Genomic DNA, 21,257 nt, shown 5'->3' on the forward strand with positions numbered 1-21,257 from the left:
CTCAACGTATTTCCACGCCAGTTTATGAATAATCAAACACGTCTTCTGGCTGAGGTGGCACGGTGGCTCATCAGTTTGTCCTTCGTAAAAAAGATTTTTTTGCCAGCGAACAGCAGGCGGTCGCTGTGGCTGATCGTTATCCGCAGGATGTCTTTGCCGAGCATACACATGATTTTTGTGAACTGGTGATCGTCTGGCGCGGTAACGGTTTGCACGTGCTCAACGATCGTCCTCATCGTATTACTCGTGGCGATCTCTTTTATATCCACGCAGACGATAAACACTCCTACGCTTCCGTTAACGATCTGGTGTTGCAGAACATTATTTATTGCCCGGAGCGGCTGACGCTTAATCTCGACTGGCAGGGAGCGATTCCAGGGTTTAACGCCAGCGCAGGACAACCACACTGGCGTTTAGGCAGTGCGGGCATGGCGCTGGTGCGGCAGGTTATCGGGCAGCTTGAGCACGAAAGCAATCAGCCCGCGCCGTTTGCCAACGAAATGGCGGAGTTACTGTTCGGGCAGTTGGTGATGCTTTTGAAACGTCATCGCTACACCAGTGATTCGTTACCGCCAACATCCAGCGAAACGTTGCTGGATAAGCTGATTACCCGACTGGCGGCCAGCCTGAAAAGTCCTTTTGTGCTGGATAAATTTTGTGATGAGGCGGCGTGCAGTGAACGCGTCTTGCGCCAGCAATTTCGCCAGCAGACCGGGATGACCATCAATCAATATCTGCGGCAGGTCAGAGTGTGCCATGCGCAATATCTTCTCCAGCATAGCCGCCTGTTAATCAGTGATATTTCGACAGAATGTGGCTTTGAAGACAGTAACTACTTTTCGGTGGTGTTTACCCGGGAAACCGGGATGACGCCCAGCCAGTGGCGTCATCGCAATTCCCAGAAAGATTAACTTGCCATGCCCATGCCGACGATGTTGGCGGCGACAATAATCACCACACAACCGAGGCTCAATACGGTAACCGGACGGCGTCCCGCATTGTTCCACTCTTTCAGCACCAGCCCGACGATACCGCCGCACAATACATAGAAACTCATATGCAGCATCCAACTGATGTAGTCATACTGCGCCGGAATGCGGGCGTGTCCCCAGGCATAGAAAAAGAATTGCAGATACCACATCAAACCCCCCAGTGCCGAGAGCAATACGTTGTGGATGATCAGCGGTTTTGCCAGCGAGAAGTCGGCTTTTAGCGACAAATCTTTCACTTTTGCCAGACGAATAAAACAGAAACCGAGGTTGATGATCGCACCGCCACCCATGATGACAACATAGCTTGGCAGAGCGACATACAGTGGATCAACACCCAGCGCGGCAGCCGCTTCATGCATCGGTTTTGCGGCGTTCATCGCAAAAGACATCCCGGCAGAGAAAATGCCGCACATTACCGCCAGCACTAGCCCTTTTTTCAGGTTGAACTCTTCGGCTTTAATGCCCATTTTGCGCTCTTTCAACTGCCCGGCGCGAGTCACAATCCCCACGCCAATCAACGCCACCAGTACGCCGAGCAACGTCATGCGCCCACCGTCGGTGTTAATCAGCACATCGAAATTGCCGTTGATAATAGGCGTCATCAGCGTACCGACGATCAAAGTAATGCCAATGGCGATACCTATCCCCATCGACATGCCGAGATAACGCATGGTCAGACCGTAGTTGATATTACCAATCCCCCACATAGCGCCGAACAGAAAAACAGGCAGCAGGGTAGAGAGACTGAACGAGCTGTAATATGCCCAGAAATCAGGTAGTAGCATGGCGCTGATGGCCCACGGCAGAATAATCCACGAAACAATCCCACCGACAGACCACATGGTTTCCCATGACCACTTTTTTACTTTTTTGAACGGAGCGTAAAAACAGGCTGCACTGGCCGCGCCGATCAAATGCCAAAATATCCCCATCGTAATCGCGTTACTCATCTTCTTATCCTCATCATTTTTCGTCGCGTCACATCTCCGACGAGATGAGTGTAAAAATCGTGCTGTCGATTAACCTTTCGCCTGTTGCCGCCGTTGTCGATTTACTGGCAATCACGGCATTAAGTGGGTGATTTGGTTCACATCTCGGACATTTCCCTGCAAAACCATTCCCCTATGAAAAGTACGGCATTGATAATCATTTTCAATATCATTTAATTAACTATAATGAACCAACTGCTTACGCGGCATTAACAATCGGCCGCCCGACAATACTGGAGATGAATATGAGCTATACCCTGCCATCCCTGCCGTATGCTTACGATGCCCTGGAACCGCACTTCGATAAGCAGACCATGGAAATCCACCACACCAAGCACCATCAGACTTACGTCAACAACGCCAATGCGGCGCTGGAAAGCCTGCCAGAATTCGCCAACCTGCCGGTTGAAGAGCTGATCACCAAACTGGATCAGCTGCCAGCAGACAAAAAAACCGTGCTGCGCAACAACGCTGGTGGTCACGCCAACCACAGCCTGTTCTGGAAAGGCCTGAAAAAAGGCACGACTTTGCAGGGCGACCTGAAAGCGGCTATCGAACGTGATTTCGGTTCCGTTGATAACTTCAAAGCAGAATTTGAGAAAGCGGCAGCTTCCCGCTTTGGTTCCGGCTGGGCATGGCTGGTGCTTAAAGGCGATAAACTGGCGGTGGTTTCTACTGCTAATCAGGACTCCCCGCTGATGGGCGAAGCCATTTCTGGCGCTTCCGGCTTCCCTGTTCTGGGTCTGGATGTGTGGGAACACGCTTACTACCTGAAATTCCAGAACCGCCGTCCGGACTACATCAAAGAGTTCTGGAACGTGGTGAACTGGGACGAAGCTGCGGCACGTTTCGCGGCGAAAAAATAATCGCATATTGCCTACTGCAATGAGGCGTTTACGCCGTTTTTCAGCATAAAAAACAAACCATCGCACATAGCGGTGGTTTTTTTGTGATCAATTTCAAAATAAAAACAATGATCCTATAAAAATAAAACAACGTTTCAATTGATGTGGTTTTGATCACTTTTATTGCTCTGTTGAATGTCTATCTTCATTTCCATCAACACTGATGCATCGTGAAGGACTTATGCATCAGCCTATAAAAATATGCCGATAGGTGATGAAAATGCAGATAAAACACACGATAGAGAAAATCCCAGGAGGGATGATGCTCGTCCCGCTGTTCCTTGGCGCACTGTGTCACACTTTCTCGCCAGGGGCGGGAAAATACTTTGGTTCATTCACAAATGGAATGATTACCGGCACGGTGCCGATTCTGGCGGTGTGGTTTTTCTGCATGGGGGCATCGATAAAATTAAGTGCGACGGGAACGGTATTGCGTAAATCCGGTACGCTGGTGGTAACTAAAATTGCCGTGGCGTGGGTGGTTGCGGCAATTGCTTCACGCATTATTCCTGAACATGGTGTTGAAGTTGGATTCTTTGCCGGACTTTCAACGCTGGCGCTGGTGGCGGCGATGGATATGACCAACGGCGGACTTTACGCTTCGATCATGCAGCAGTATGGCACTAAAGAAGAGGCCGGGGCGTTTGTATTAATGTCGCTGGAATCCGGGCCGCTTATGACGATGATTATTCTGGGGACTGCCGGGATTGCATCGTTTGAACCGCATGTTTTCGTCGGTGCGGTATTACCGTTCCTCGTCGGCTTTGCGTTAGGGAACCTTGACCCTGAGCTGCGAGAATTTTTCAGCAAAGCCGTACAGACGCTGATCCCGTTCTTTGCCTTTGCGCTGGGCAATACCATTGATTTAACCGTGATTGCTCAGACCGGTTTGCTGGGGATCTTGCTGGGTGTGGCGGTGATCGTCGTGACCGGTATACCGTTGATTATTGCGGATAAATTGATTGGCGGTGGCGATGGTACTGCCGGAATCGCGGCCTCCAGTTCTGCCGGTGCTGCGGTGGCGACACCGGTACTGATTGCTGAAATGATCCCCGCCTTTAAACCGATGGCGCCTGCGGCAACTTCGCTGGTGGCGACGTCAGTGATTGTGACCTCGATTCTGGTGCCGATTCTGACTTCTGTCTGGTCGCGCAAAGTTAAAGCCAGAGCGGCGAAAATCGAAATATTGGGTACGGTGAAGTAATCTCCATCCATATAAATCAAGAGGCCGGATGATTTGTAGTCATCCGGCCTTTTGCGTTATCTGACAAAGACTTCATCAATCGTTCGACATTCACTTTCGCTTAACTCACCACCCGCATTGCGTGATACGCCAGTGCAATAGCCAAACTTACGCGATACCACCGTCTTGATGGTGGTGACAAAATCCTCACCAATGGCGTAGATGGACATATAAGTGCCAATCTGTTGCTGAATCTCTGGTAAAGCCGCCAGGTCGCCGCGTTTGAAGGCTTCACGGGCTTCGACAAACAGCTCCGGCATAACGTTGTTCAGGCCGGATATTATTCCCGCGCCGCCTGCCAGCAGATTAGGAATGTAATACTCGTCATAGCCCGAAAGCACTGCAAAATCAGAACGAACTGCCTGGGTTGCCTGAATCATGCTGCGGGTGTGTGACTGGCAATCGACGGTATCTTTAATTCCGGCAAAGTCAGGAAATTCACTCGCCAGCGTGGCGACCAGGTCAGGGGTTAAATCACAACCGGTTCTTGCCGGGAAGTTATATGCGAACCATTTGCCCTGTAATTCGCGACCCAGATGGCGGAAATAGCTTAATAATTGTTTTGCCGTCTGGCCGTAGTAGTAAGGCGGGAGGATCATCACTGCATCATAGCCTGTGCGATACGCCTCTTGCGCCATCATCAGCACATCGTGTGTGCAGGTGGAAGAAACGTTAGCGACCATTTTTAATGTGCTCATGGAACGCGCTTCGCGGATAAGTATGAGTCTCTCTTCGAGAGTGAAAGAGGCAAATTCACCAATGCTGCCCATCAGCAATATCACATCAATATTGGCTTCTGTTAGCCGCTGCAGATGCTTCTTCAGTCCGTTAAGATCCACATTACCGTCTTTATCCATTGGCGTAATGGAAGGACACCAGACGCCAGAAAACTGTGTTTGCTCGGTCACGTTGTACACTCCTGATAATGAAATGGCGTTTCAAATTCATCTCATTGATAACATTTCTAAGACGTCGTCATGTGAACCGTGCTCTCATTTTGCGCGCCTGACGTAAAATAAATATGGTCTAATGGGGAAATTTCTCGGTGGAGAGGGAACAGATGCGATATCCGGTTGATGTATACACAGGCAAAATACAGGCTTATCCCGAAAGCAAACCCAGCGCGATTGCGAAAATCCAGGTCGATGGCGAGTTGATGTTGACAGAGCTGGGGCTGGAAGGTGACGAGCAGGCAGAGAAAATAGTTCACGGTGGGCCGGACAGGGCGCTGTGTCATTATCCTCGCGAGCATTATCTCTTCTGGGCGCGGGAATTTCCTGAACAGGCAGATTTGTTTGTTGCGCCTGCGTTTGGTGAAAACCTCTCAACCGACGGCCTGACGGAAAGCAATGTTTATATTGGTGATATTTTCCGCTGGGGTGAGGCATTAATTCAGGTCACCCAGCCGCGCTCCCCGTGTTACAAACTCAATTACCATTTTGATATCAGCGATATGGCACAGTTGATGCAAAACGCCGGTAAAGTTGGCTGGCTGTATAGCGTGATTGCGCCGGGGTTGGTATCTGCGGATGCTCCGCTGGAGCTGGTTTCTCGCGTCAGCGATGTCACCGTGCAGGAGGCAATAGCTATCGCATGGCATATGCCGTTTGATGACGAGCAGTATCACCGTTTACTCTCCGCTGCCGGGCTGTCGAAAAGCTGGACGCGGACGATGCAGAAGCGCCGACTTAGCGGCAAGATTGAAGATAATTCGCGGCGTTTGTGGGGGAAATAACCCCCGAAGAGTAGACCTGATAAGACGCGATCAGCGTCGCATCAGGCATCCTGCTCAAACGCCGGATGCGGCGTAAACGCCTATCCGGCCTGCGCGGAGTTTAACTCCGCTTATACAGCGGCAGCCAAATTACCAGCCGTAAACCGCCCAGCGGGCTGTCTTCAGCTTTAACCCAACCACGGTGCTGCTGAATGGCGGTTTCGACAATCGCCAGCCCCAGACCTGTACCGCCAGATTCACGATCGCGTGCTTCATCGGTACGATAGAACGGACGGAAAATCTGTTCGCGATCTTCCGGGCTAACGCCAGGACCATCGTCGTCCACCGTAATGGTGATACCGTCTTTATCTACCGCAAAGCCCACTTCAATCTTCGTATGGGAATAACGCAGGGCATTACGAACAATGTTTTCCAGCGCGCTTTCCAGGGCGTTCGGGTTGCCGTACAGCGGCCACGGCCCAGGCGGGAAGTTAACGGTAAACGACTTGCCCATCTGCTCCGCTTCGAACGCTGCGTTATCCAGCACTTCGCTCCACAACTGGTTGGCTTTGATTGTCTCGCTCACCAGCGCGTTTTTCTGCTGATTACGTGACATCACCAACAGGTCGTTGATCATGCTGTCCAGACGTTGCGCTTCGGTTTCAATACGCTCCAGTTCCTTACTTTCACCACTACGACGGCGCAGTAACGCCGTACCCAGTTGCAGACGCGTCAGCGGCGTGCGCAGCTCGTGAGAGATATCAGAAAGCAGGCGCTGCTGAGAGGTCATCATGCGCTCCAGCGCGGTGACCATCTGGTTAAAACTGGCACCTGCGGCAAGAAATTCCTGTGGCCCCGCTTCCAGTTCCGGATGCTGGCGTAAGTTTCCCTGGGCGACTTCATCGGCAGCGTTTTTCAGCTTACGCGCTGGTTTTGCCAGACTCCAGGCTAACCACAACAGCAGCGGCGTACTGACCAACATGGTGACAATCAGCAGTAATAGCGGACGGTCAAACAGTAAGTTAATGAAATCGGATTGAGAACTGCTGGCTGGACGAATCAGATACAGTTGGTAATTATCTTCGCCATCACGCACAGAGAACGGGCCGACCAGTTCCACGCGACCATACTTTTTCTTCTGCGGGTGATCGGCGTTATCGGCCTGGCCAATAAAGTTGCGAATGATCTGCATTTCGCTGCGTTCTGCGCCAATCACGCGGCCTTCGGTTGTCACCAGTAACAAACGCTGCCCCGGTGGTGCCCACTTATCAATGGCACGGAACAGACGGCGCCACCACATTAAATCGTTGGGTGGATCGTTCGCCAGTTCCGCTTCGACATGCTGCTCAATCATCAGCCCCTGACGCTGTTCGCTATCCAGAAGCTCGGTCATCTGGCGTGAATCGAGCTTGGGTAACATCAAAACCAACATCAACACCAGCGCCAGCGTCAGCCAGAAGATGGCGAAGATGCGCGCGGTTAAGCTGCCTATCATGAAGCAGAAACCATCAGATAGCCGCGACCACGCAAGGTTTTAAACCACGGGTGACCATCTTTACGATCCGGCAGTTTACGACGCAGGTTGGAAATGTGCATATCGATAGCGCGGTCGAAAGGCGTCAGGCGTTTGCCCAGCACTTCCTGGCTTAAATGTTCACGAGAAACTACCTGACCCAGATGCTGTGCCAGCAAATAGAGTAGGGTAAATTCAGTACCGGTTAACTCCAGCGTTTGCCCATCGAAGCTGGCTTCCTGACGGCCTGGATTCAGCACTAAGGCATCAACTTCAAGCGTCGGTGAACCGTTGTCGTTGTTTTGCTGTTGCTCGCTCCAGTGGGAACGGCGCAGGATCGCGCGAATACGAGCCACCAGCTCACGGTCGTTAAACGGTTTCGGGAGATAGTCATCTGCGCCCAGCTCAAGGCCGAGGACGCGATCAAGTTCACTGCCGCGTGCCGTTAACATAATGACAGGCGTCTGGTGTGTCTGGCGAAGTGCCTTCAATGTGTCGATACCATTTTTCTTCGGCATCATGACATCAAGCAAAAGTAAATCAATGCTGTCGTCCAGAAGATCAAGCGCCTGCTCCCCATCGTGGGCAACAATTACGTTGAAGCCTTCCATCTCGAGCAGCTCCTTTAACAGGGAAGTCAGCTCTCGGTCATCATCAACTAACAGGATTTTATTCATTGTTTAAATACCTCCGAGGCAGAAATTACGTCATCAGACGTCGCTAATCCATGACTTTACGTTGTTTTACACCCCCTGACGCATGTTTGCAGCCTGAATCGTAAACTCTCTATCGTTGAATCGCGACAGAAAGATTTTGGGAGCAAATGATGCGCATAGTTACCGCTGCCGTCATGGCCTCAACGCTGGCAGTCAGTTCATTAAGCCACGCTGCTGAAGTCGGTTCAGGCGATAACTGGCATCCGGGCGAAGAACTTGCGCAGCGCAGTACGCAGAGCCATATGTTCGACGGCATAAGTTTAACCGAACATCAGCGTCAGCAGATGCGAGATCTTATGCAACAGGCCCGGCACGAACAGCCTCCTGTTAATGTTAGCGAAGTGGAGACAATGCATCGCCTTGTCACCGCAGAAAATTTTGATGAAAACGCTGTGCGCGCTCAGGCAGAAAAAATGGCGAAAGAACAGATCGCTCGCCAGGTTGAGATGGCTAAAGTCCGCAACCAAATGTATCACCTGTTAACGCCAGAGCAGCAAGCGGTTTTAAACGAGAAACATCAACAACGAATGGAGCAGTTGCGCGACGTGACGCAATGGCAAAAAAGTTCATCGTTGAAGCTATTGAGTAGTAGCAACTCACGTTCCCAGTAGTAAACCCTGTTTTCCTTGCCATAGACACCATCCCTGTCTTCCCCCACATGATGTGGGGGTTTTTTTTATCTTCAATTTGCCTGTTGCTTGATGCATTGCAGATGATTTGCTTCCGTTATACTACCGTCAGTTGATAGCGGGAGTATTTATGAATCAATCTTATGGACGGCTGGTCAGCCGGGCGGCGATTGCTGCGACGGCGATGGCTTCGCTGCTATTGCTGATTAAAATTTTTGCATGGTGGTATACCGGTTCGGTGAGTATTCTTGCCGCGCTGGTGGATTCGTTGGTGGATATTGGCGCGTCGTTGACGAATTTACTGGTGGTGCGTTACTCGCTGCAACCTGCCGACGACAATCACTCGTTTGGTCACGGTAAAGCCGAGTCCCTCGCGGCGCTGGCGCAAAGTATGTTTATCTCCGGTTCGGCGCTGTTCCTGTTTTTGACTGGTATTCAGCATTTGGTTTCTCCGACGCCGATGACAGACCCCGGCGTCGGGGTTCTCGTGACTATTGTGGCGCTGATTTGTACGATTATCCTTGTTTCGTTTCAGCGTTGGGTGGTGCGCCGGACGCAAAGCCAGGCGGTGCGGGCTGATATGCTACATTACCAGTCTGATGTTATGATGAACGGCGCAATTCTGCTGGCGCTGGGGTTGTCCTGGTACGGCTGGCATCGCGCCGATGCTCTGTTTGCATTGGGAATCGGCATCTATATTTTATATAGCGCGTTACGCATGGGATATGAGGCGGTACAGTCATTACTGGATCGCGCATTACCCGATGAGGAACGGCAAGAAATTATTGATATCGTGACTTCCTGGCCGGGAGTTAGCGGCGCTCACGATCTTCGTACGCGGCAGTCAGGGCCGACCCGCTTTATTCAGATTCATTTGGAAATGGAAGACTCTCTGCCTTTGGTTCAGGCGCATATGGTGGCGGATCAGGTAGAGCAGGCTATTTTACGGCGTTTTCCGGGATCGGATGTGATTATTCATCAGGACCCTTGTTCCGTCGTACCCAGGGAGGGTAAACGGTCTATGCTTTCATAATCAGTATAAAAGAGAGCCAGACCCGCATTTTGTGTATAAAATACCGCCATTTGGCCTGACCTGAATCAATTCAGCAGGAAGTGATTGTTATACTATTTGCACATTCGTTGGATCACTTCGATGTGCAAGAAGACTTCCGGCAACAGATTTCATTTTGCATTCCAAAGTTCAGAGGTAGTCATGATTAAGAAAATCGGTGTGTTGACAAGCGGCGGTGATGCGCCAGGCATGAACGCCGCAATTCGCGGGGTTGTTCGTTCTGCGCTGACAGAAGGTCTGGAAGTAATGGGCATTTATGACGGCTATCTGGGTCTGTATGAAGACCGTATGGTACAGCTAGACCGTTACAGCGTGTCTGACATGATCAACCGTGGCGGTACGTTCCTCGGTTCTGCGCGCTTCCCGGAATTCCGCGACGAGAACATCCGCGCCGTGGCTATCGAAAACCTGAAAAAACGTGGTATCGATGCGCTGGTGGTTATCGGCGGTGACGGTTCCTACATGGGTGCAATGCGTTTGACCGAAATGGGCTTCCCGTGCATCGGCCTGCCGGGCACCATCGACAACGACATCAAAGGTACTGACTACACTATCGGTTTCTTCACTGCTCTGAGCACCGTTGTGGAAGCCATCGACCGTCTGCGTGACACCTCTTCTTCTCACCAGCGTATTTCTGTGGTGGAAGTGATGGGTCGTTACTGTGGCGATCTGACGCTGGCTGCGGCCATTGCCGGTGGTTGTGAATTTGTGGTGGTTCCGGAAGTTGAATTCAGCCGCGATGACCTGGTAAATGAAATCAAAGCGGGTATCGCGAAAGGTAAAAAACACGCAATTGTGGCGATTACCGAACACATGTGTGATGTTGACGAACTGGCGCATTTCATCGAGAAAGAAACCGGTCGTGAAACCCGCGCAACTGTGCTGGGTCACATCCAGCGTGGTGGTTCTCCGGTGCCTTACGACCGTATTCTGGCTTCCCGTATGGGCGCTTACGCTATTGAACTGCTACTGGCTGGTTACGGCGGTCGCTGCGTAGGTATTCAGAACGAACAACTGGTTCACCATGACATCATCGACGCTATCGAAAACATGAAGCGTCCGTTCAAAGGTGACTGGCTGGACTGCGCGAAAAAACTGTATTAATGATTTCGGGCAGATTTCTTTCGCCTGAAACCGATGACAGAAGCAAAAATGCCTGATGCGCTTTGCTTATCAGGCCTACATGAATTGTGCAATCTATTGAGTTTGCAAGCTTTTGTAGGCCGGATAAGGCGTTTACGCCGCATCCGGCATGAACAAAGCGAACTTTGTCAGCAATATGAGGCGGATTTCTTCCGCCTTTTTAACTCCCCAACATATACCCACAAGTTATAGCCAATCTTTTTTTATTCTTTAATGTTTGGTTCACCTTCTGGCACGCTTTGCTTATCACAACACAACATAAGAGAGCCGGGCGATGAACAAGTGGGGCGTAGGATTAACATTTTTGCTGGCAGCGACCAGCGTGATGGCAAAGGATATTCAGTTACTTAACGTTTCGTATGATCCAACGCGCGAGTTATACGAACAATACAACAAAGCCTTCAGTGCCCACTGGAAACAGCAAACCGGCGATAACGTGGTGATTCGTCAGTCGCACGGTGGTTCAGGGAAACAGGCAACATCGGTAATCAACGGGATAGAAGCTGACGTTGTTACGCTGGCGCTGGCTTACGACGTAGATGCGATTGCTGAACGTGGTCGAATTGATAAAGAGTGGATCAAACGTCTGCCGGATAACTCCGCGCCGTATACCTCCACCATTGTCTTCCTGGTTCGTAAGGGCAATCCGAAGCAAATCCATGACTGGAACGACCTGGTTAAACCGGGTGTTTCGGTGATCACGCCTAACCCGAAAAGCTCTGGCGGTGCACGCTGGAACTACCTGGCAGCGTGGGGATATGCCCTGCACCACAACAATAACGATCAGGCAAAGGCGCAGGATTTTGTGCAGTCATTGTATAAAAACGTGGAAGTGCTGGACTCCGGTGCGCGTGGTTCAACAAATACTTTCGTCGAGCGCGGGATTGGTGACGTGCTGATCGCCTGGGAAAACGAAGCACTGCTGGCAACGAATGAACTGGGGAAAGATAAGTTCGAAATCGTCACGCCGAGTGAGTCTATTCTCGCGGAGCCGACGGTATCGGTTGTCGATAAAGTGGTGGAGAAAAAAGGCACCAAAGAGGTGGCAGAAGCCTATCTGAAATATCTCTACTCGCCAGAAGGTCAGGAGATTGCAGCCAAAAACTATTACCGTCCGCGCGATCCTGACGTGGCGAAAAAGTATGAAAATGCTTTTCCGAAGCTGAAGTTATTCACCATTGATGAAGAGTTCGGCGGCTGGACGAAAGCGCAAAAAGAGCATTTCTCTAACGGCGGTACGTTTGACCAAATCAGCAAACGTTAATTTTGTTGACGATAACCAGACCCGGTGGCATCTCGCGACCGGGTTTTTTATTTGTCGCGATTTTGCGTTACCCTTGCATCTCTTTGAGGTACAGGGAAAAAACGATGAAAAAAACGGTTATTCTCATTTTGGTGATGATAGTTATCGCCGTTGCTGCGGGTATCGGCTACTGGAAATTTACCGGTGATTCGGATGTGTTACGTAAGATTGTCCTTGAGGAATGTTTGCCCAATCAGCAGCAAAATCAAAATCCTTCGCCATGTGTGGAAGTCAAACCCGATGCCGGATATGTGGTTTTAAAAGACATTAACGGTCCACTGCAATATCTGTTGATGCCAACGTATCGTATTAACGGCACTGAAAGTCCTTTGCTGACCGATCCTGCAACGCCGAACTTCTTTTGGCTGGCCTGGCAGGCGCGTGATTTTATGAGTAAAAAATATGGTCAGCCGGTTCCCGATCGCGCGGTCTCGTTGGCGATTAACTCCCGAACGGGACGCACGCAAAACCATTTTCATATTCATATCTCTTGCATCCGTCCTGATGTGCGCGAACAACTGGATAATAACCTGGCGAACATCAGCAGCCGCTGGTTGCCGCTGCCGGGCGGATTACAAGGGCATGAATATCTGGCGCGTCGGGTAACCGAAAGCGAACTGGTACAACGTAGTCCGTTTATGATGCTGGCGGAAGAAGTGCCAGAAGCGCGGGAACATATGGGAAGTTACGGGCTGGCGATGGTACGGCAGAGTGACAACTCGTTTGTATTACTGGCGACACAGCGTAATCTGCTGACGCTGAATCGTGCTTCAGCCGAGGAGATTCAGGATCATCAGTGTGAGATTTTGCGTTAAGGCAAGCAGTTAAGAAAAGTTAAGTGCCGGATGTGAAATCCGGCACCTGTCAGACTTAAGCCTGTTTAGCCGCTTCTGCAGCTTTAACGATCACAGCAAAGGCGTCAGCTTTCAGAGAAGCACCGCCAACCAGCGCGCCGTCGATGTCCGGCTGAGCGAATAGTTCAGCAGCGTTAGACGCGTTTACAGAACCGCCGTACTGGATGATCACTTGTTCAGCGATGTTAGCGTCAACTTTAGCGATGTGATCGCGGATGAATTTGTGAACAGCCTGCGCTTGCGCCGGAGTTGCAGATTTGCCAGTACCGATTGCCCATACTGGTTCGTAAGCGATAACTGCGCCTTCGAATGCTGCCGCACCCTGAGTTTTCAGCACTGCGTCGATCTGACGTGCGCAAACTTCTTCAGTTTTGCCCGCTTCGTTCTCAGCTTCAGTTTCGCCGATGCACAGAACCGGAGTCAGACCCTGCTCTTTCAGCACAGCGAATTTTTTCGCGATCAGTTCGTCAGACTCTTTGTGGTAAGTACGACGTTCAGAGTGACCGATGATGATGTACTGTGCGCCGATGTCTTTCAGCATAGCAGCAGAGGTTTCACCGGTGAATGCGCCGGACAGGTTCAGATCCACGTTCTGCGCACCCAGCATGATGTGGCTGCCTTCAGCTTCACGCTTCGCCATATCGATGTACATTTCCGGTGGTGCGATTGCAACCGCACAGCCAGCAACACCTGCCAGCTCTTTACGCAGGTTAGAAACCAGCTCGTGAACCATGTGGCGGCTGCCGTTCAGTTTCCAGTTACCCATCACTAAAGGATGTCGCATTTTAATTCTCCACGCTTATAAGCGAATAAAGGAAGATGGCCGCCCCGCAGGGCAGCAGGTCTGTGAAACAGTATAGAGATTCATCGGCGCAAAGGCTTTGCTTTTTGTCATTTATTCAACCCTTCCAGCGTTTCAGATAGCGCCAGCTTAATCGGTTCAACAGCGAAGGTCAGCCCCTTTTCGCCGTTGTCCGCTACAACATAGCGCAACGCGCCTTCTGTCTCAGTGTAGTAACGTTTGTTTTTCCCCGCCGTAAGGAGTGACTGCAGCTTTTTCTGACTTTGTGTTTTGGTCATCAGCGGGGTGAGTGTGCGGATCATTGCTGCCATGTATTCCTGGGCTTTCGCTTTAGCGGCTTTTTGCTCTGGCCCCTGGATTGGCAGCCAGGTAATTTGAATGCTTTTGATTTTTAAGGTGCCGCGCTCAAGCGCCGTGGAAGCATACAAGTTCTCGTTAATTTTACTGGCGGCGCGAGTCAGGTTGGCTTTGTCGGGGCTGCTGTCGATGGCACGAAATTCGTTCAGTGGCAGATTGGGGTTCTGGCTGTTAAAGTCTTCTCGAAACTGGCTGATGGAGAGATCGAAAGTGGGGGCGCCAGCCAGCAGGTAGGGCGCTGTCGTTGCCGTGCCAGGCGATTGTGCGTGCACCGTTGCACTAACGGATAACACGGTAGATAAGAGAAAAAACACTGAACACCCTGACTTCATCGGCAGTACCTTTTGTTATGACTGGGTTCGATTAAAACGATATCTGTCGCCCTTGTCAAAAGGGTAGAATCCTGGAAAAGACAACCATCAAGGAACTTACATGACCATACAGCAATGGTTATTCTCATTTAAAGGGCGTATTGGACGCCGCGATTTCTGGATTTGGATTGGCCTCTGGATCGTTGGCATGTTGGTGCTTTTCTCACTGGCGGCTAAAAAATTACTCGATATCCAGACCGCCGCGTTTTGCCTTGTGTGCCTGTTATGGCCGACAGCGGCAGTGACGGTGAAACGACTGCACGATCGTGGGCGTTCTGGCGCATGGGCATTTCTGATGATTGTAGCGTGGATGCTTCTGGCGGGTAACTGGGCGATTTTACCGGGCGTGTGGCAATGGGCGGTGGGGCGGTTTATTCCGACGTTGATTCTGGTGATGATGCTTATCGATCTTGGCGCATTTGTCGGCACCCAGGGCGCAAATAAATTTGGTAAAGATACCCTGGACGTAAAGTATAAGTCTGAGAATAAATCAAGCCATTAATCCGCAATATATCTCTTATTGCTATTTTTATCCGGGATCGTTATTTCCATATTGCAAATGACGATACCCGGAAAATCTCCCTCATTTCCTTACCTTAATCAATATCAAAAAAAATGGTAATCCATAAGATCATTACTTGTTTGTTCTTCCCTTAACGGCGCATTATTCTTAAGTGGCAATCGACAGAGAGGCGAATATACAGAGGTGCCCTATGAAAGATGTCGTAGATAAATGCAGTACTAAAGGATGTGCGATTGATATCGGTACGGTGATTGATAACGACAACTGTACAAGCAAACTTTCGCGCTTTTTTGCTACCCGCGAAGAAGCAGAGTCCTTTATGACCAAACTGAAAGAGCTTGCAGCCACTGCATCCTCTGCGGATGAAGGCGCCAGCGTGGCCTATAAGATTAAAGATCTGGAGGGGCAAGTCGAGCTTGATGCAGCTTTCACCTTCTCATGCCAGGCCGAGATGATTATTTTTGAGTTATCACTGCGTTCACTTGGTTAATGGAGTTAAACATGGCTTATAAACACATTGGCGTGGCAATTTCCGGGAATGAAGAAGATGCCCTACTGGTGAACAAAGCCCTGGATCTCGCCAGACATAATGACGCTCATCTGACGTTAATTCATATTGATGATGGCTTAAGTGAGTTGTATCCGGGTATCTACTTCCCCGCAACAGAAGATATTCTTCAACTATTGAAAGATAAGTCAGATAACAAACTGTATAAGCTGACGAAAAATATTCAGTGGCCGAAAACGAAACTGCGCATTGAGCGCGGAGAAATGCCGGAAACACTGCTGGAAATTATGCAAAAAGAGCAGTGTGACCTCCTTGTTTGTGGTCACCACCACTCGTTTATCAACCGTTTGATGCCGGCATATCGCGGGATGATCAATAAGTTGAGTGCGGATCTCTTGATCGTGCCATTTATCGACAAGTAACCGCTTACCAGTAATGCTCCGCTGTCATGTGACCCGGTCGGCGACGTAAATGTTTCGTCATCTGCCGGGTCTCTTTCAGCAGTTGTTGCGTATCGCGCACCATCTGTGGATTACCACACAGCATCACATGGCTGGTTTCTTTATTCATTGGCAGTCCAACCGCGTTTTCCAGTTCACCGCTTTCAATTAACGCCGGTATTCGCCCGGTGAGTGAGCCCGCTGCCGTTTCCCGACTGACAACCGTCTGAATGCGCAGTTTTCCTTCGTAGCGTTTTTCCAGTTCCTGCATCAGTGGCAAATAGCTTAAGTCGGAGGCATAACGCGCGGCGTGAACCAGTACCAAATTTTTGAAGCGATCTAAATCTTTGCCTAATTGCAGAATCGACAAATAAGGGCCAATCGCTGTACCGGTTGCCAGCATCCATAGCGTTTCGCAATCTGGTACTTCATCCAGAACAAAAAAGCCAGCCGCTTCGCTAACCACCTGCACTTCGTCACCCGGTTTTAGCGCCGCCAGTCGCGGGCTTAATTTGCCATCAGGGACGGTGACCAGATAAAACTCCAGGTCGGGATTGTCGGGAGAATTAACGTAAGAGTAGGCGCGCTGGACGCGTTCGCCGTCAATTTCAAGGCCAAGTTTGGTGAATTGTCCGGCGGTAAATGGAAGTACCGGAGCGTGAACGGTGAGACTAAACAGGGCGTCGGTCCAGTTCTGCACTTTAGTGACTTTGCCTGTTACCCAATCAGCCATGTTTCTCTCCTGTTTTGATTGACTTGCCTTATCTTCGTTCTCCGGACAAAAAAATTCCAGTCCCGAAGGACTGGAAGGCTCAATCGATCAAATGACTCAGAGAATATGCACCTGCATTTCCGGGTCTTTGCGATCCAGATAGTGAATCGACTGAATGCGGCGAATGGTGCGTGACTTACCACGAATCAGCAGCGTTTCGGTTGTCGCGATATTGCCTTTGCGGCTAATCCCTTCCAGCAGATCGCCTTTGGTGATACCGGTGGCAGAGAAGATGACGTTATCGCTACGCGCCATATCGCCCAGACGCAGTACTTTACCGGCTTCAATGCCCATTGCTTTGCAGCGCGCCAGCTCCTGCTCGCCAATGCGACGATTCTCTTCGTTGTCGCCTTTGACGTCATGACGTGCCAGCAGACGGCCATTCATGTCGCCATCTAATGCGCGGATCACCGCCGCAGACACCACACCTTCTGGCGCGCCGCCAATGCCGTACAGCACGTCAACTTCGCTGTCTGGCATACAGGTGAGAATCGAGGCTGCGACATCGCCATCAGGAATGGCAAATACGCGCACGCCGAGTTGCTGCATTTCTGCGATAACCGCGTCGTGGCGCGGTTTCGCCAGAATAGTGACCGTCAGTTCGCTTAACGGTTTACCGAGTGCCGCCGCAACATTGCGCAGGTTATCCGCCAGCGGCAGATTCAGGTCGATGACGCCTTTGGCACCAGGTCCGACGATCAACTTCTCCATATACATATCCGGCGCATTGAGGAAGCAGCCCTTATCGCCCACAGCCAGCACCGCCAGCGCGTTAGCCTGACCCATCGCCGTCATGCGCGTGCCTTCAATCGGGTCAACAGCAATATCTACCGCATCGCCGCGACCAGTACCGACTTTTTCACCAATATAGAGCATCGGTGCTTCGTCGATTTCGCCTTCACCAATGACGATGGTGCCGTCAATGTTGACCTGGTTGAGCATAATACGCATGGCGTTTACCGCCGCGCCGTCAGCGGTGTTTTTATCGCCGCGTCCTAACCATTTGTAGCCAGCCAGCGCCGCAGATTCGGTGACGCGGGAAAATTCGATGGCAAGTTCTCGTCTCATAGCAAACTCTAAGCAGTAAGGAATGGCGCGAAGTGTAGCACAGGGGAAGGGAGGGATTATTGATGTGTGCGGGGTTGCCCCCGCACGGTTTCAGAGTCTGCGTGATGCCGGATGCGGCGTGAACGCCTTATCCCGCCTACACAAAATGGCATCGGCTCGTAGGCCTGATAAGACGCGTAAGCGTCGCATCAGGCGATCAGCATCAGGCAATCGTTCAGATGCCTGGCATCACTCCTCGTGTTCTTCCCACGCCATCGCGCGTTTGACTGCTTTTTTCCAGCCTGCGTAACGGTAATTACGCTCGGTGGTTTCGATGCCAGGGCGGAACTCGCGTTCAATCACCGCTTTCTCTTGCAGCTCGTCAAGGTTCTGCCAGAAGCCAACCGCCAGACCAGCAAGATAGGCCGCACCCAATGCGGTCACTTCGCGCACTTCCGGACGCTCAACGCGCGTGCCGAGGATGTCAGACTGGAACTGCATCAGGAAATTGTTCGCCACCGCGCCGCCGTCTACACGCAGCGCATGTAGACGAATGCCGGAGTCGGCCTGCATCGCTTCCAGCACGTCGCGCGTCTGATAAGCGATAGATTCCAGCGTCGCGCGGATGATGTGGTTAGCGTTCACGCCACGAGTCAGACCGAAAATCGCTCCGCGCGCATACGGGTCCCAGTACGGCGCGCCCAGGCCGGTAAAGGCCGGAACGACATATACGCCGTTGGTATTTTGCACTTTGGTGGCAAAGTATTCGGAATCGTCGGCGTCGCTAATCAGTTTCATTTCATCGCGCAGCCACTGAATGGACGCGCCCGCCATAAATACCGCGCCTTCCAGCGCATAATTCACTTCGCCAGTCGGGCCACAGGCGATGGTGGTCAGCAGGCCATTTTCTGATGTCACCGCTTTCTCACCGGTATTCATCAGCATAAAGCAGCCTGTACCATAGGTATTCTTCGCCATCCCTTCTTTAACGCACAACTGACCGAATAGCGCCGCCTGCTGATCACCCGCGATCCCGGCGATCGGAATACGCGTGCCGCCTTTACCGCCGATGTTGGTCTGACCGTACACTTCCGAAGAGCGACGCACTTCAGGCAGCATCTCGCGCGGGATATCCAGTGCGTCGAGCATTTTGTCGTCCCAGTCCAGAGTATGGATGTTGAACAACATGGTGCGAGACGCGTTGGTGTAATCGGTCACGTGAACGCGACCTTGAGTCATTTTCCAGATTAGCCAGGTATCAACCGTACCAAACAGCAGTTCACCACGACGCGCACGCTCGCGGGAGCCTTCCACATGGTCGAGGATCCACTTCACTTTGGTGCCAGAGAAGTACGGGTCAATGACCAGACCGGTGTTATTACGAATGTACTCTTCCATGCCATCGCGCTTGAGATGCTCGCAGATCTCAGCGGTACGACGGCACTGCCAGACAATGGCGTTATAGATAGGCTTGCCGGTTTCTTTTTCCCAGACGATAGTGGTTTCTCGCTGGTTAGTAATCCCAATAGCTGCAATTTGATCGGAACTGATATCGGCTTTCGCCAGCACTTCTACCAGCGTAGAGCTTTGGGTGGCCCAGATTTCCATTGGGTCGTGTTCTACCCAGCCTGGTTTTGGGTAGATTTGCTCAAATTCGCGCTGTGACACGCTAATGATGTTGGCATCGTGATCCATCACGACTGCGCGGGAGCTGGTGGTGCCCTGGTCGAGCGCAACGATATATTTTTTTTCAGTCATGTTTAATTGTCCCGTAGTCACATTACAGTGAAGCTTTTTGTTCTGAAGGAGTTGTGATCTCCTTTTCTTCCACAACACAGATATCGCAAGGCAAATGGCGGCCAATCAGTTTGCGGTAGGCAAATGCACCTACAATCGCGCCAACGATAGGGCCAAAAAGCGGCACAAGGAAGTAAGGAATGTCTCTGCCGCCGGTAAAGGCGACCTTGCCCCAGCCCGCCAGCCAGGCAAAGACTTTCGGACCGAAGTCACGCGCTGGGTTCATGGCAAAGCCCGTCAATGGACCCATAGATGCGCCAATGACCGCAATCAGTAGACCAATCAACAACGGTGCCAATGGCCCACGCGGTACACCGTTACCATCGTCCGTGAGCGCCAGGATCAGCCCCATCAGAATAGCGGTAATCACCATTTCAACTGCGAAAGCCTGCACAAAATTGATATGAGGGTTAGGGTAAGTAGAGAATGTGCCCGCCAGATCAACACTTTCGACGCTGCCGCGAACAATGTGATGGGTCTGTTCGAAGTCGAGGAATAAATTGTAGTAAAGCCCGTAAACTAATGCCGCAGCGCAGAAAGCACCGGCAACTTGTGAAATGATAAAAGGAATAACTTTTCGCTTGTCGAAACAGGCAAACAGCCACAACGCAATAGTGACAGCGGGATTAAGATGCGCGCCGGAAACCCCTGCGGTCAGGTAGATGGCCATTGCCACCCCTAGTCCCCAAATGACACTGATTTCCCACTGACCAAAAGACGCACCAGCGACTTTAAGTGCTGCAACGCAACCCACACCGAAAAAAATCAACAACCCGGTCCCTAGGAATTCGGCAATGCACTGGCCTTTCAAGGTTGATGTTTGACTCATAATCGGATCCTGAAGAGTTAATGTTTGTTGTAAGCGTGAAAGTCACTGACGTTCACGATGCTTGTAGGCATCCTGTGAATTTATCGTTAACGAGCAAAAACGAGAAATATCGAAATCAAAATGTGTGTGCCGCGTCATAAAATGAGCGTTATCGCGCCATTTGTTTCACATCTTCTTACATGATGCACGTTTGTTAAATCATTCTTGCAACAAATTTTTTAACATTTTCGATTCACGTGGGTTATGTCACCAGGAGAAGGATGAAAAGTGTGGCAAACCGGAATCTGCAAGGCGTGCTGCTGGACAGAGATGGCGCGGCTTCATACAATCGGAGCTAACGAAAACGTGCACGTATTTATTAAGGCGTCACCGATAATCGGGACGAGGATATATATCCATCAACGCCTTGCAATTCAGGAGAGGTATGACAATGTCATTAGAAGTGTTTGAGAAACTGGAAGCAAAAGTACAGCAGGCGATTGATACCATCACTTTGTTGCAGATGGAAATCGAAGAGCTGAAAGAAAAGAACAACTCACTGTCGCAGGAAGTTCAAAATGCCCAGCATCAGCGCGAAGAGCTGGAGCGTGAGAACAACCATCTGAAAGAACAGCAGAACGGCTGGCAGGAACGTCTGCAGGCCCTGCTGGGTCGCATGGAAGAGGTCTGATTACGCTTCATCTTTCGCGTAATTGCTTTACTGTGTAGGCAACAGGTAACGCAGAAAAAAGGCACCTT

The 21,257-nt window shown here is 50.9% G+C and carries 23 protein-coding genes; 13 read left to right on the plus strand and 10 right to left on the minus strand.

Annotation, left to right across the window (positions count from 1 at the left end):
* Positions 1 to 62 precede the first annotated feature (62 nt).
* On the plus strand, positions 63 to 911 hold the full coding sequence (rhaR, locus tag A7Z06_RS12125) for an HTH-type transcriptional activator RhaR (protein WP_085461447.1): 849 nt from the start codon (positions 63 to 65) through the stop codon (positions 909 to 911).
* Here the strand turns inward: rhaR and rhaT are convergent.
* Positions 908 to 1,942, minus strand: a complete 1,035-nt coding sequence (gene rhaT, locus A7Z06_RS12130) for an L-rhamnose/proton symporter RhaT (RefSeq protein ID WP_000063528.1) — start codon at positions 1,940 to 1,942, stop codon at positions 908 to 910. The two genes, rhaR and rhaT, sit on opposite strands and share 4 nt — an antisense overlap.
* Before the next feature lie 284 nt (positions 1,943 to 2,226).
* Here rhaT and sodA point away from each other — a divergent pair, with 284 nt between their 5' ends.
* Together sodA and kdgT are read left to right on the plus strand one after the other, a co-directional pair.
* Complete coding sequence (sodA, locus tag A7Z06_RS12135; RefSeq protein WP_010345169.1) at positions 2,227 to 2,847, plus strand: superoxide dismutase [Mn]; 621 nt, start codon at positions 2,227 to 2,229, stop codon at positions 2,845 to 2,847.
* A gap of 259 nt (positions 2,848 to 3,106) precedes the next feature.
* The gene (kdgT, locus tag A7Z06_RS12140; RefSeq protein ID WP_024191187.1) at positions 3,107 to 4,090 is read left to right on the plus strand and encodes a 2-keto-3-deoxygluconate transporter; all 984 of its coding nucleotides are present in this window, start codon (positions 3,107 to 3,109) and stop codon (positions 4,088 to 4,090) included.
* 56 nt (positions 4,091 to 4,146) lie between these two features.
* Here kdgT and A7Z06_RS12145 read toward each other — a convergent pair whose 3' ends face one another.
* On the minus strand, positions 4,147 to 5,037 hold the full coding sequence (locus A7Z06_RS12145; protein ID WP_000139747.1) for a dihydrodipicolinate synthase family protein: 891 nt from the start codon (positions 5,035 to 5,037) through the stop codon (positions 4,147 to 4,149).
* Between the two features lie 152 nt (positions 5,038 to 5,189).
* Here A7Z06_RS12145 and yiiM point away from each other — a divergent pair, with 152 nt between their 5' ends.
* Positions 5,190 to 5,864, plus strand: coding sequence for a 6-hydroxyaminopurine reductase (yiiM, locus tag A7Z06_RS12150; RefSeq protein ID WP_105279439.1), 675 nt, complete (start codon positions 5,190 to 5,192; stop codon positions 5,862 to 5,864).
* Positions 5,865 to 5,964: 100 nt separating this feature from the next.
* On the opposite strand, the gene cpxA is transcribed toward yiiM, so the two are convergent.
* Both cpxA and cpxR read right to left on the minus strand, forming a co-directional pair.
* Complete coding sequence (gene cpxA, locus A7Z06_RS12155) at positions 5,965 to 7,338, minus strand: envelope stress sensor histidine kinase CpxA (protein ID WP_000580416.1); 1,374 nt, start codon at positions 7,336 to 7,338, stop codon at positions 5,965 to 5,967.
* The gene (gene cpxR, locus A7Z06_RS12160) at positions 7,335 to 8,033 is read right to left on the minus strand and encodes an envelope stress response regulator transcription factor CpxR (protein ID WP_001033722.1); all 699 of its coding nucleotides are present in this window, start codon (positions 8,031 to 8,033) and stop codon (positions 7,335 to 7,337) included. Before cpxR ends, cpxA begins: the two co-directional genes overlap by 4 nt.
* Before the next feature lie 149 nt (positions 8,034 to 8,182).
* Here cpxR and cpxP point away from each other — a divergent pair, with 149 nt between their 5' ends.
* The 5 genes from cpxP to cdh all read left to right on the plus strand — a co-directional run bounded on the left by cpxP (position 8,183) and on the right by cdh (position 13,034).
* Positions 8,183 to 8,683 carry a cell-envelope stress modulator CpxP gene (gene cpxP / locus A7Z06_RS12165; RefSeq protein ID WP_016158830.1) on the plus strand — a complete coding sequence of 167 codons (501 nt, stop codon included), beginning with the start codon at positions 8,183 to 8,185 and terminating at the stop codon, positions 8,681 to 8,683.
* Between the two features lie 148 nt (positions 8,684 to 8,831).
* Positions 8,832 to 9,734 carry a CDF family cation-efflux transporter FieF gene (gene fieF / locus A7Z06_RS12170; protein WP_001076752.1) on the plus strand — a complete coding sequence of 301 codons (903 nt, stop codon included), beginning with the start codon at positions 8,832 to 8,834 and terminating at the stop codon, positions 9,732 to 9,734.
* A gap of 180 nt (positions 9,735 to 9,914) precedes the next feature.
* A complete protein-coding gene (gene pfkA / locus A7Z06_RS12175) occupies positions 9,915 to 10,877 on the plus strand; it encodes a 6-phosphofructokinase (protein ID WP_001355350.1) in 963 nt (320 codons plus the stop codon).
* A 313-nt stretch (positions 10,878 to 11,190) separates the two neighbouring features.
* Positions 11,191 to 12,180: a sulfate/thiosulfate ABC transporter substrate-binding protein Sbp gene (gene sbp, locus A7Z06_RS12180; protein ID WP_001045694.1), complete on the plus strand. Its 990-nt coding sequence runs from the start codon at positions 11,191 to 11,193 to the stop codon at positions 12,178 to 12,180.
* A 104-nt stretch (positions 12,181 to 12,284) separates the two neighbouring features.
* Positions 12,285 to 13,034 carry a CDP-diacylglycerol diphosphatase gene (cdh, locus tag A7Z06_RS12185; RefSeq protein WP_010345188.1) on the plus strand — a complete coding sequence of 250 codons (750 nt, stop codon included), beginning with the start codon at positions 12,285 to 12,287 and terminating at the stop codon, positions 13,032 to 13,034.
* Between the two features lie 55 nt (positions 13,035 to 13,089).
* On the opposite strand, the gene tpiA is transcribed toward cdh, so the two are convergent.
* Entirely contained in the window at positions 13,090 to 13,857 is a 768-nt protein-coding gene (gene tpiA, locus A7Z06_RS12190; RefSeq protein ID WP_001216325.1) for a triose-phosphate isomerase, read from the minus strand.
* Between the two features lie 107 nt (positions 13,858 to 13,964).
* Entirely contained in the window at positions 13,965 to 14,564 is a 600-nt protein-coding gene (locus tag A7Z06_RS12195) for a YiiQ family protein (RefSeq protein ID WP_000834910.1), read from the minus strand.
* 100 nt (positions 14,565 to 14,664) lie between these two features.
* Here A7Z06_RS12195 and A7Z06_RS12200 point away from each other — a divergent pair, with 100 nt between their 5' ends.
* From A7Z06_RS12200 to uspD, 3 genes are all read left to right on the plus strand, one after another.
* Positions 14,665 to 15,105 carry a DUF805 domain-containing protein gene (locus A7Z06_RS12200; protein ID WP_000155269.1) on the plus strand — a complete coding sequence of 147 codons (441 nt, stop codon included), beginning with the start codon at positions 14,665 to 14,667 and terminating at the stop codon, positions 15,103 to 15,105.
* Between the two features lie 211 nt (positions 15,106 to 15,316).
* Positions 15,317 to 15,616: a DUF406 domain-containing protein gene (locus tag A7Z06_RS12205; RefSeq protein WP_000655995.1), complete on the plus strand. Its 300-nt coding sequence runs from the start codon at positions 15,317 to 15,319 to the stop codon at positions 15,614 to 15,616.
* 11 nt (positions 15,617 to 15,627) lie between these two features.
* The gene (gene uspD / locus A7Z06_RS12210; RefSeq protein WP_000323549.1) at positions 15,628 to 16,056 is read left to right on the plus strand and encodes a universal stress protein UspD; all 429 of its coding nucleotides are present in this window, start codon (positions 15,628 to 15,630) and stop codon (positions 16,054 to 16,056) included.
* A gap of 4 nt (positions 16,057 to 16,060) precedes the next feature.
* Here the strand turns inward: uspD and fpr are convergent, their stop codons facing one another.
* The 4 genes from fpr to glpF form a co-directional block, all read right to left on the minus strand.
* Entirely contained in the window at positions 16,061 to 16,807 is a 747-nt protein-coding gene (gene fpr, locus A7Z06_RS12215) for a ferredoxin--NADP(+) reductase (RefSeq protein ID WP_032226782.1), read from the minus strand.
* Between the two features lie 96 nt (positions 16,808 to 16,903).
* A complete protein-coding gene (gene glpX, locus A7Z06_RS12220) occupies positions 16,904 to 17,914 on the minus strand; it encodes a class II fructose-bisphosphatase (RefSeq protein WP_001250655.1) in 1,011 nt (336 codons plus the stop codon).
* A gap of 228 nt (positions 17,915 to 18,142) precedes the next feature.
* Positions 18,143 to 19,651 (minus strand): glycerol kinase GlpK, encoded by a 1,509-nt coding sequence (gene glpK / locus A7Z06_RS12225; protein WP_000136801.1) that lies wholly within the window; start codon positions 19,649 to 19,651, stop codon positions 18,143 to 18,145.
* Between the two features lie 22 nt (positions 19,652 to 19,673).
* Complete coding sequence (gene glpF, locus A7Z06_RS12230) at positions 19,674 to 20,519, minus strand: glycerol uptake facilitator protein GlpF (protein ID WP_000084260.1); 846 nt, start codon at positions 20,517 to 20,519, stop codon at positions 19,674 to 19,676.
* 424 nt (positions 20,520 to 20,943) lie between these two features.
* On the opposite strand from glpF, the gene zapB reads away from it, so the two are divergent.
* Positions 20,944 to 21,189: a septal ring assembly protein ZapB gene (gene zapB / locus A7Z06_RS12235; protein ID WP_001296623.1), complete on the plus strand. Its 246-nt coding sequence runs from the start codon at positions 20,944 to 20,946 to the stop codon at positions 21,187 to 21,189.
* Positions 21,190 to 21,257: the final 68 nt, after the last annotated feature.

The sequence above is a fragment of the Escherichia sp. MOD1-EC6819 genome (assembly GCF_002965765.1).
Classification (GTDB): Bacteria; Pseudomonadota; Gammaproteobacteria; order Enterobacterales; family Enterobacteriaceae; genus Escherichia; species Escherichia ruysiae.

Bases quoted from the DNA above. Each gene is read 5' to 3' on its own strand.
- rhaT (WP_000063528.1), bottom strand. From the start codon at position 1,942: ATGAGTAACGCGATTACGATGGGGATATTTTGGCATTTGATCGGCGCG.
- sodA (WP_010345169.1), top strand. From the start codon at position 2,227: ATGAGCTATACCCTGCCATCCCTGCCGTATGCTTACGATGCCCTGGAA.
- kdgT (WP_024191187.1), top strand. From the start codon at position 3,107: ATGCAGATAAAACACACGATAGAGAAAATCCCAGGAGGGATGATGCTC.
- yiiM (WP_105279439.1), top strand. From the start codon at position 5,190: ATGCGATATCCGGTTGATGTATACACAGGCAAAATACAGGCTTATCCC.
- cpxA (WP_000580416.1), bottom strand. From the start codon at position 7,338: ATGATAGGCAGCTTAACCGCGCGCATCTTCGCCATCTTCTGGCTGACG.
- cpxR (WP_001033722.1), bottom strand. From the start codon at position 8,033: ATGAATAAAATCCTGTTAGTTGATGATGACCGAGAGCTGACTTCCCTG.
- cpxP (WP_016158830.1), top strand. From the start codon at position 8,183: ATGCGCATAGTTACCGCTGCCGTCATGGCCTCAACGCTGGCAGTCAGT.
- fieF (WP_001076752.1), top strand. From the start codon at position 8,832: ATGAATCAATCTTATGGACGGCTGGTCAGCCGGGCGGCGATTGCTGCG.
- pfkA (WP_001355350.1), top strand. From the start codon at position 9,915: ATGATTAAGAAAATCGGTGTGTTGACAAGCGGCGGTGATGCGCCAGGC.
- sbp (WP_001045694.1), top strand. From the start codon at position 11,191: ATGAACAAGTGGGGCGTAGGATTAACATTTTTGCTGGCAGCGACCAGC.
- cdh (WP_010345188.1), top strand. From the start codon at position 12,285: ATGAAAAAAACGGTTATTCTCATTTTGGTGATGATAGTTATCGCCGTT.
- tpiA (WP_001216325.1), bottom strand. From the start codon at position 13,857: ATGCGACATCCTTTAGTGATGGGTAACTGGAAACTGAACGGCAGCCGC.
- A7Z06_RS12195 (WP_000834910.1), bottom strand. From the start codon at position 14,564: ATGAAGTCAGGGTGTTCAGTGTTTTTTCTCTTATCTACCGTGTTATCC.
- A7Z06_RS12200 (WP_000155269.1), top strand. From the start codon at position 14,665: ATGACCATACAGCAATGGTTATTCTCATTTAAAGGGCGTATTGGACGC.
- A7Z06_RS12205 (WP_000655995.1), top strand. From the start codon at position 15,317: ATGAAAGATGTCGTAGATAAATGCAGTACTAAAGGATGTGCGATTGAT.
- uspD (WP_000323549.1), top strand. From the start codon at position 15,628: ATGGCTTATAAACACATTGGCGTGGCAATTTCCGGGAATGAAGAAGAT.
- fpr (WP_032226782.1), bottom strand. From the start codon at position 16,807: ATGGCTGATTGGGTAACAGGCAAAGTCACTAAAGTGCAGAACTGGACC.
- glpX (WP_001250655.1), bottom strand. From the start codon at position 17,914: ATGAGACGAGAACTTGCCATCGAATTTTCCCGCGTCACCGAATCTGCG.
- glpK (WP_000136801.1), bottom strand. From the start codon at position 19,651: ATGACTGAAAAAAAATATATCGTTGCGCTCGACCAGGGCACCACCAGC.
- glpF (WP_000084260.1), bottom strand. From the start codon at position 20,519: ATGAGTCAAACATCAACCTTGAAAGGCCAGTGCATTGCCGAATTCCTA.
- zapB (WP_001296623.1), top strand. From the start codon at position 20,944: ATGACAATGTCATTAGAAGTGTTTGAGAAACTGGAAGCAAAAGTACAG.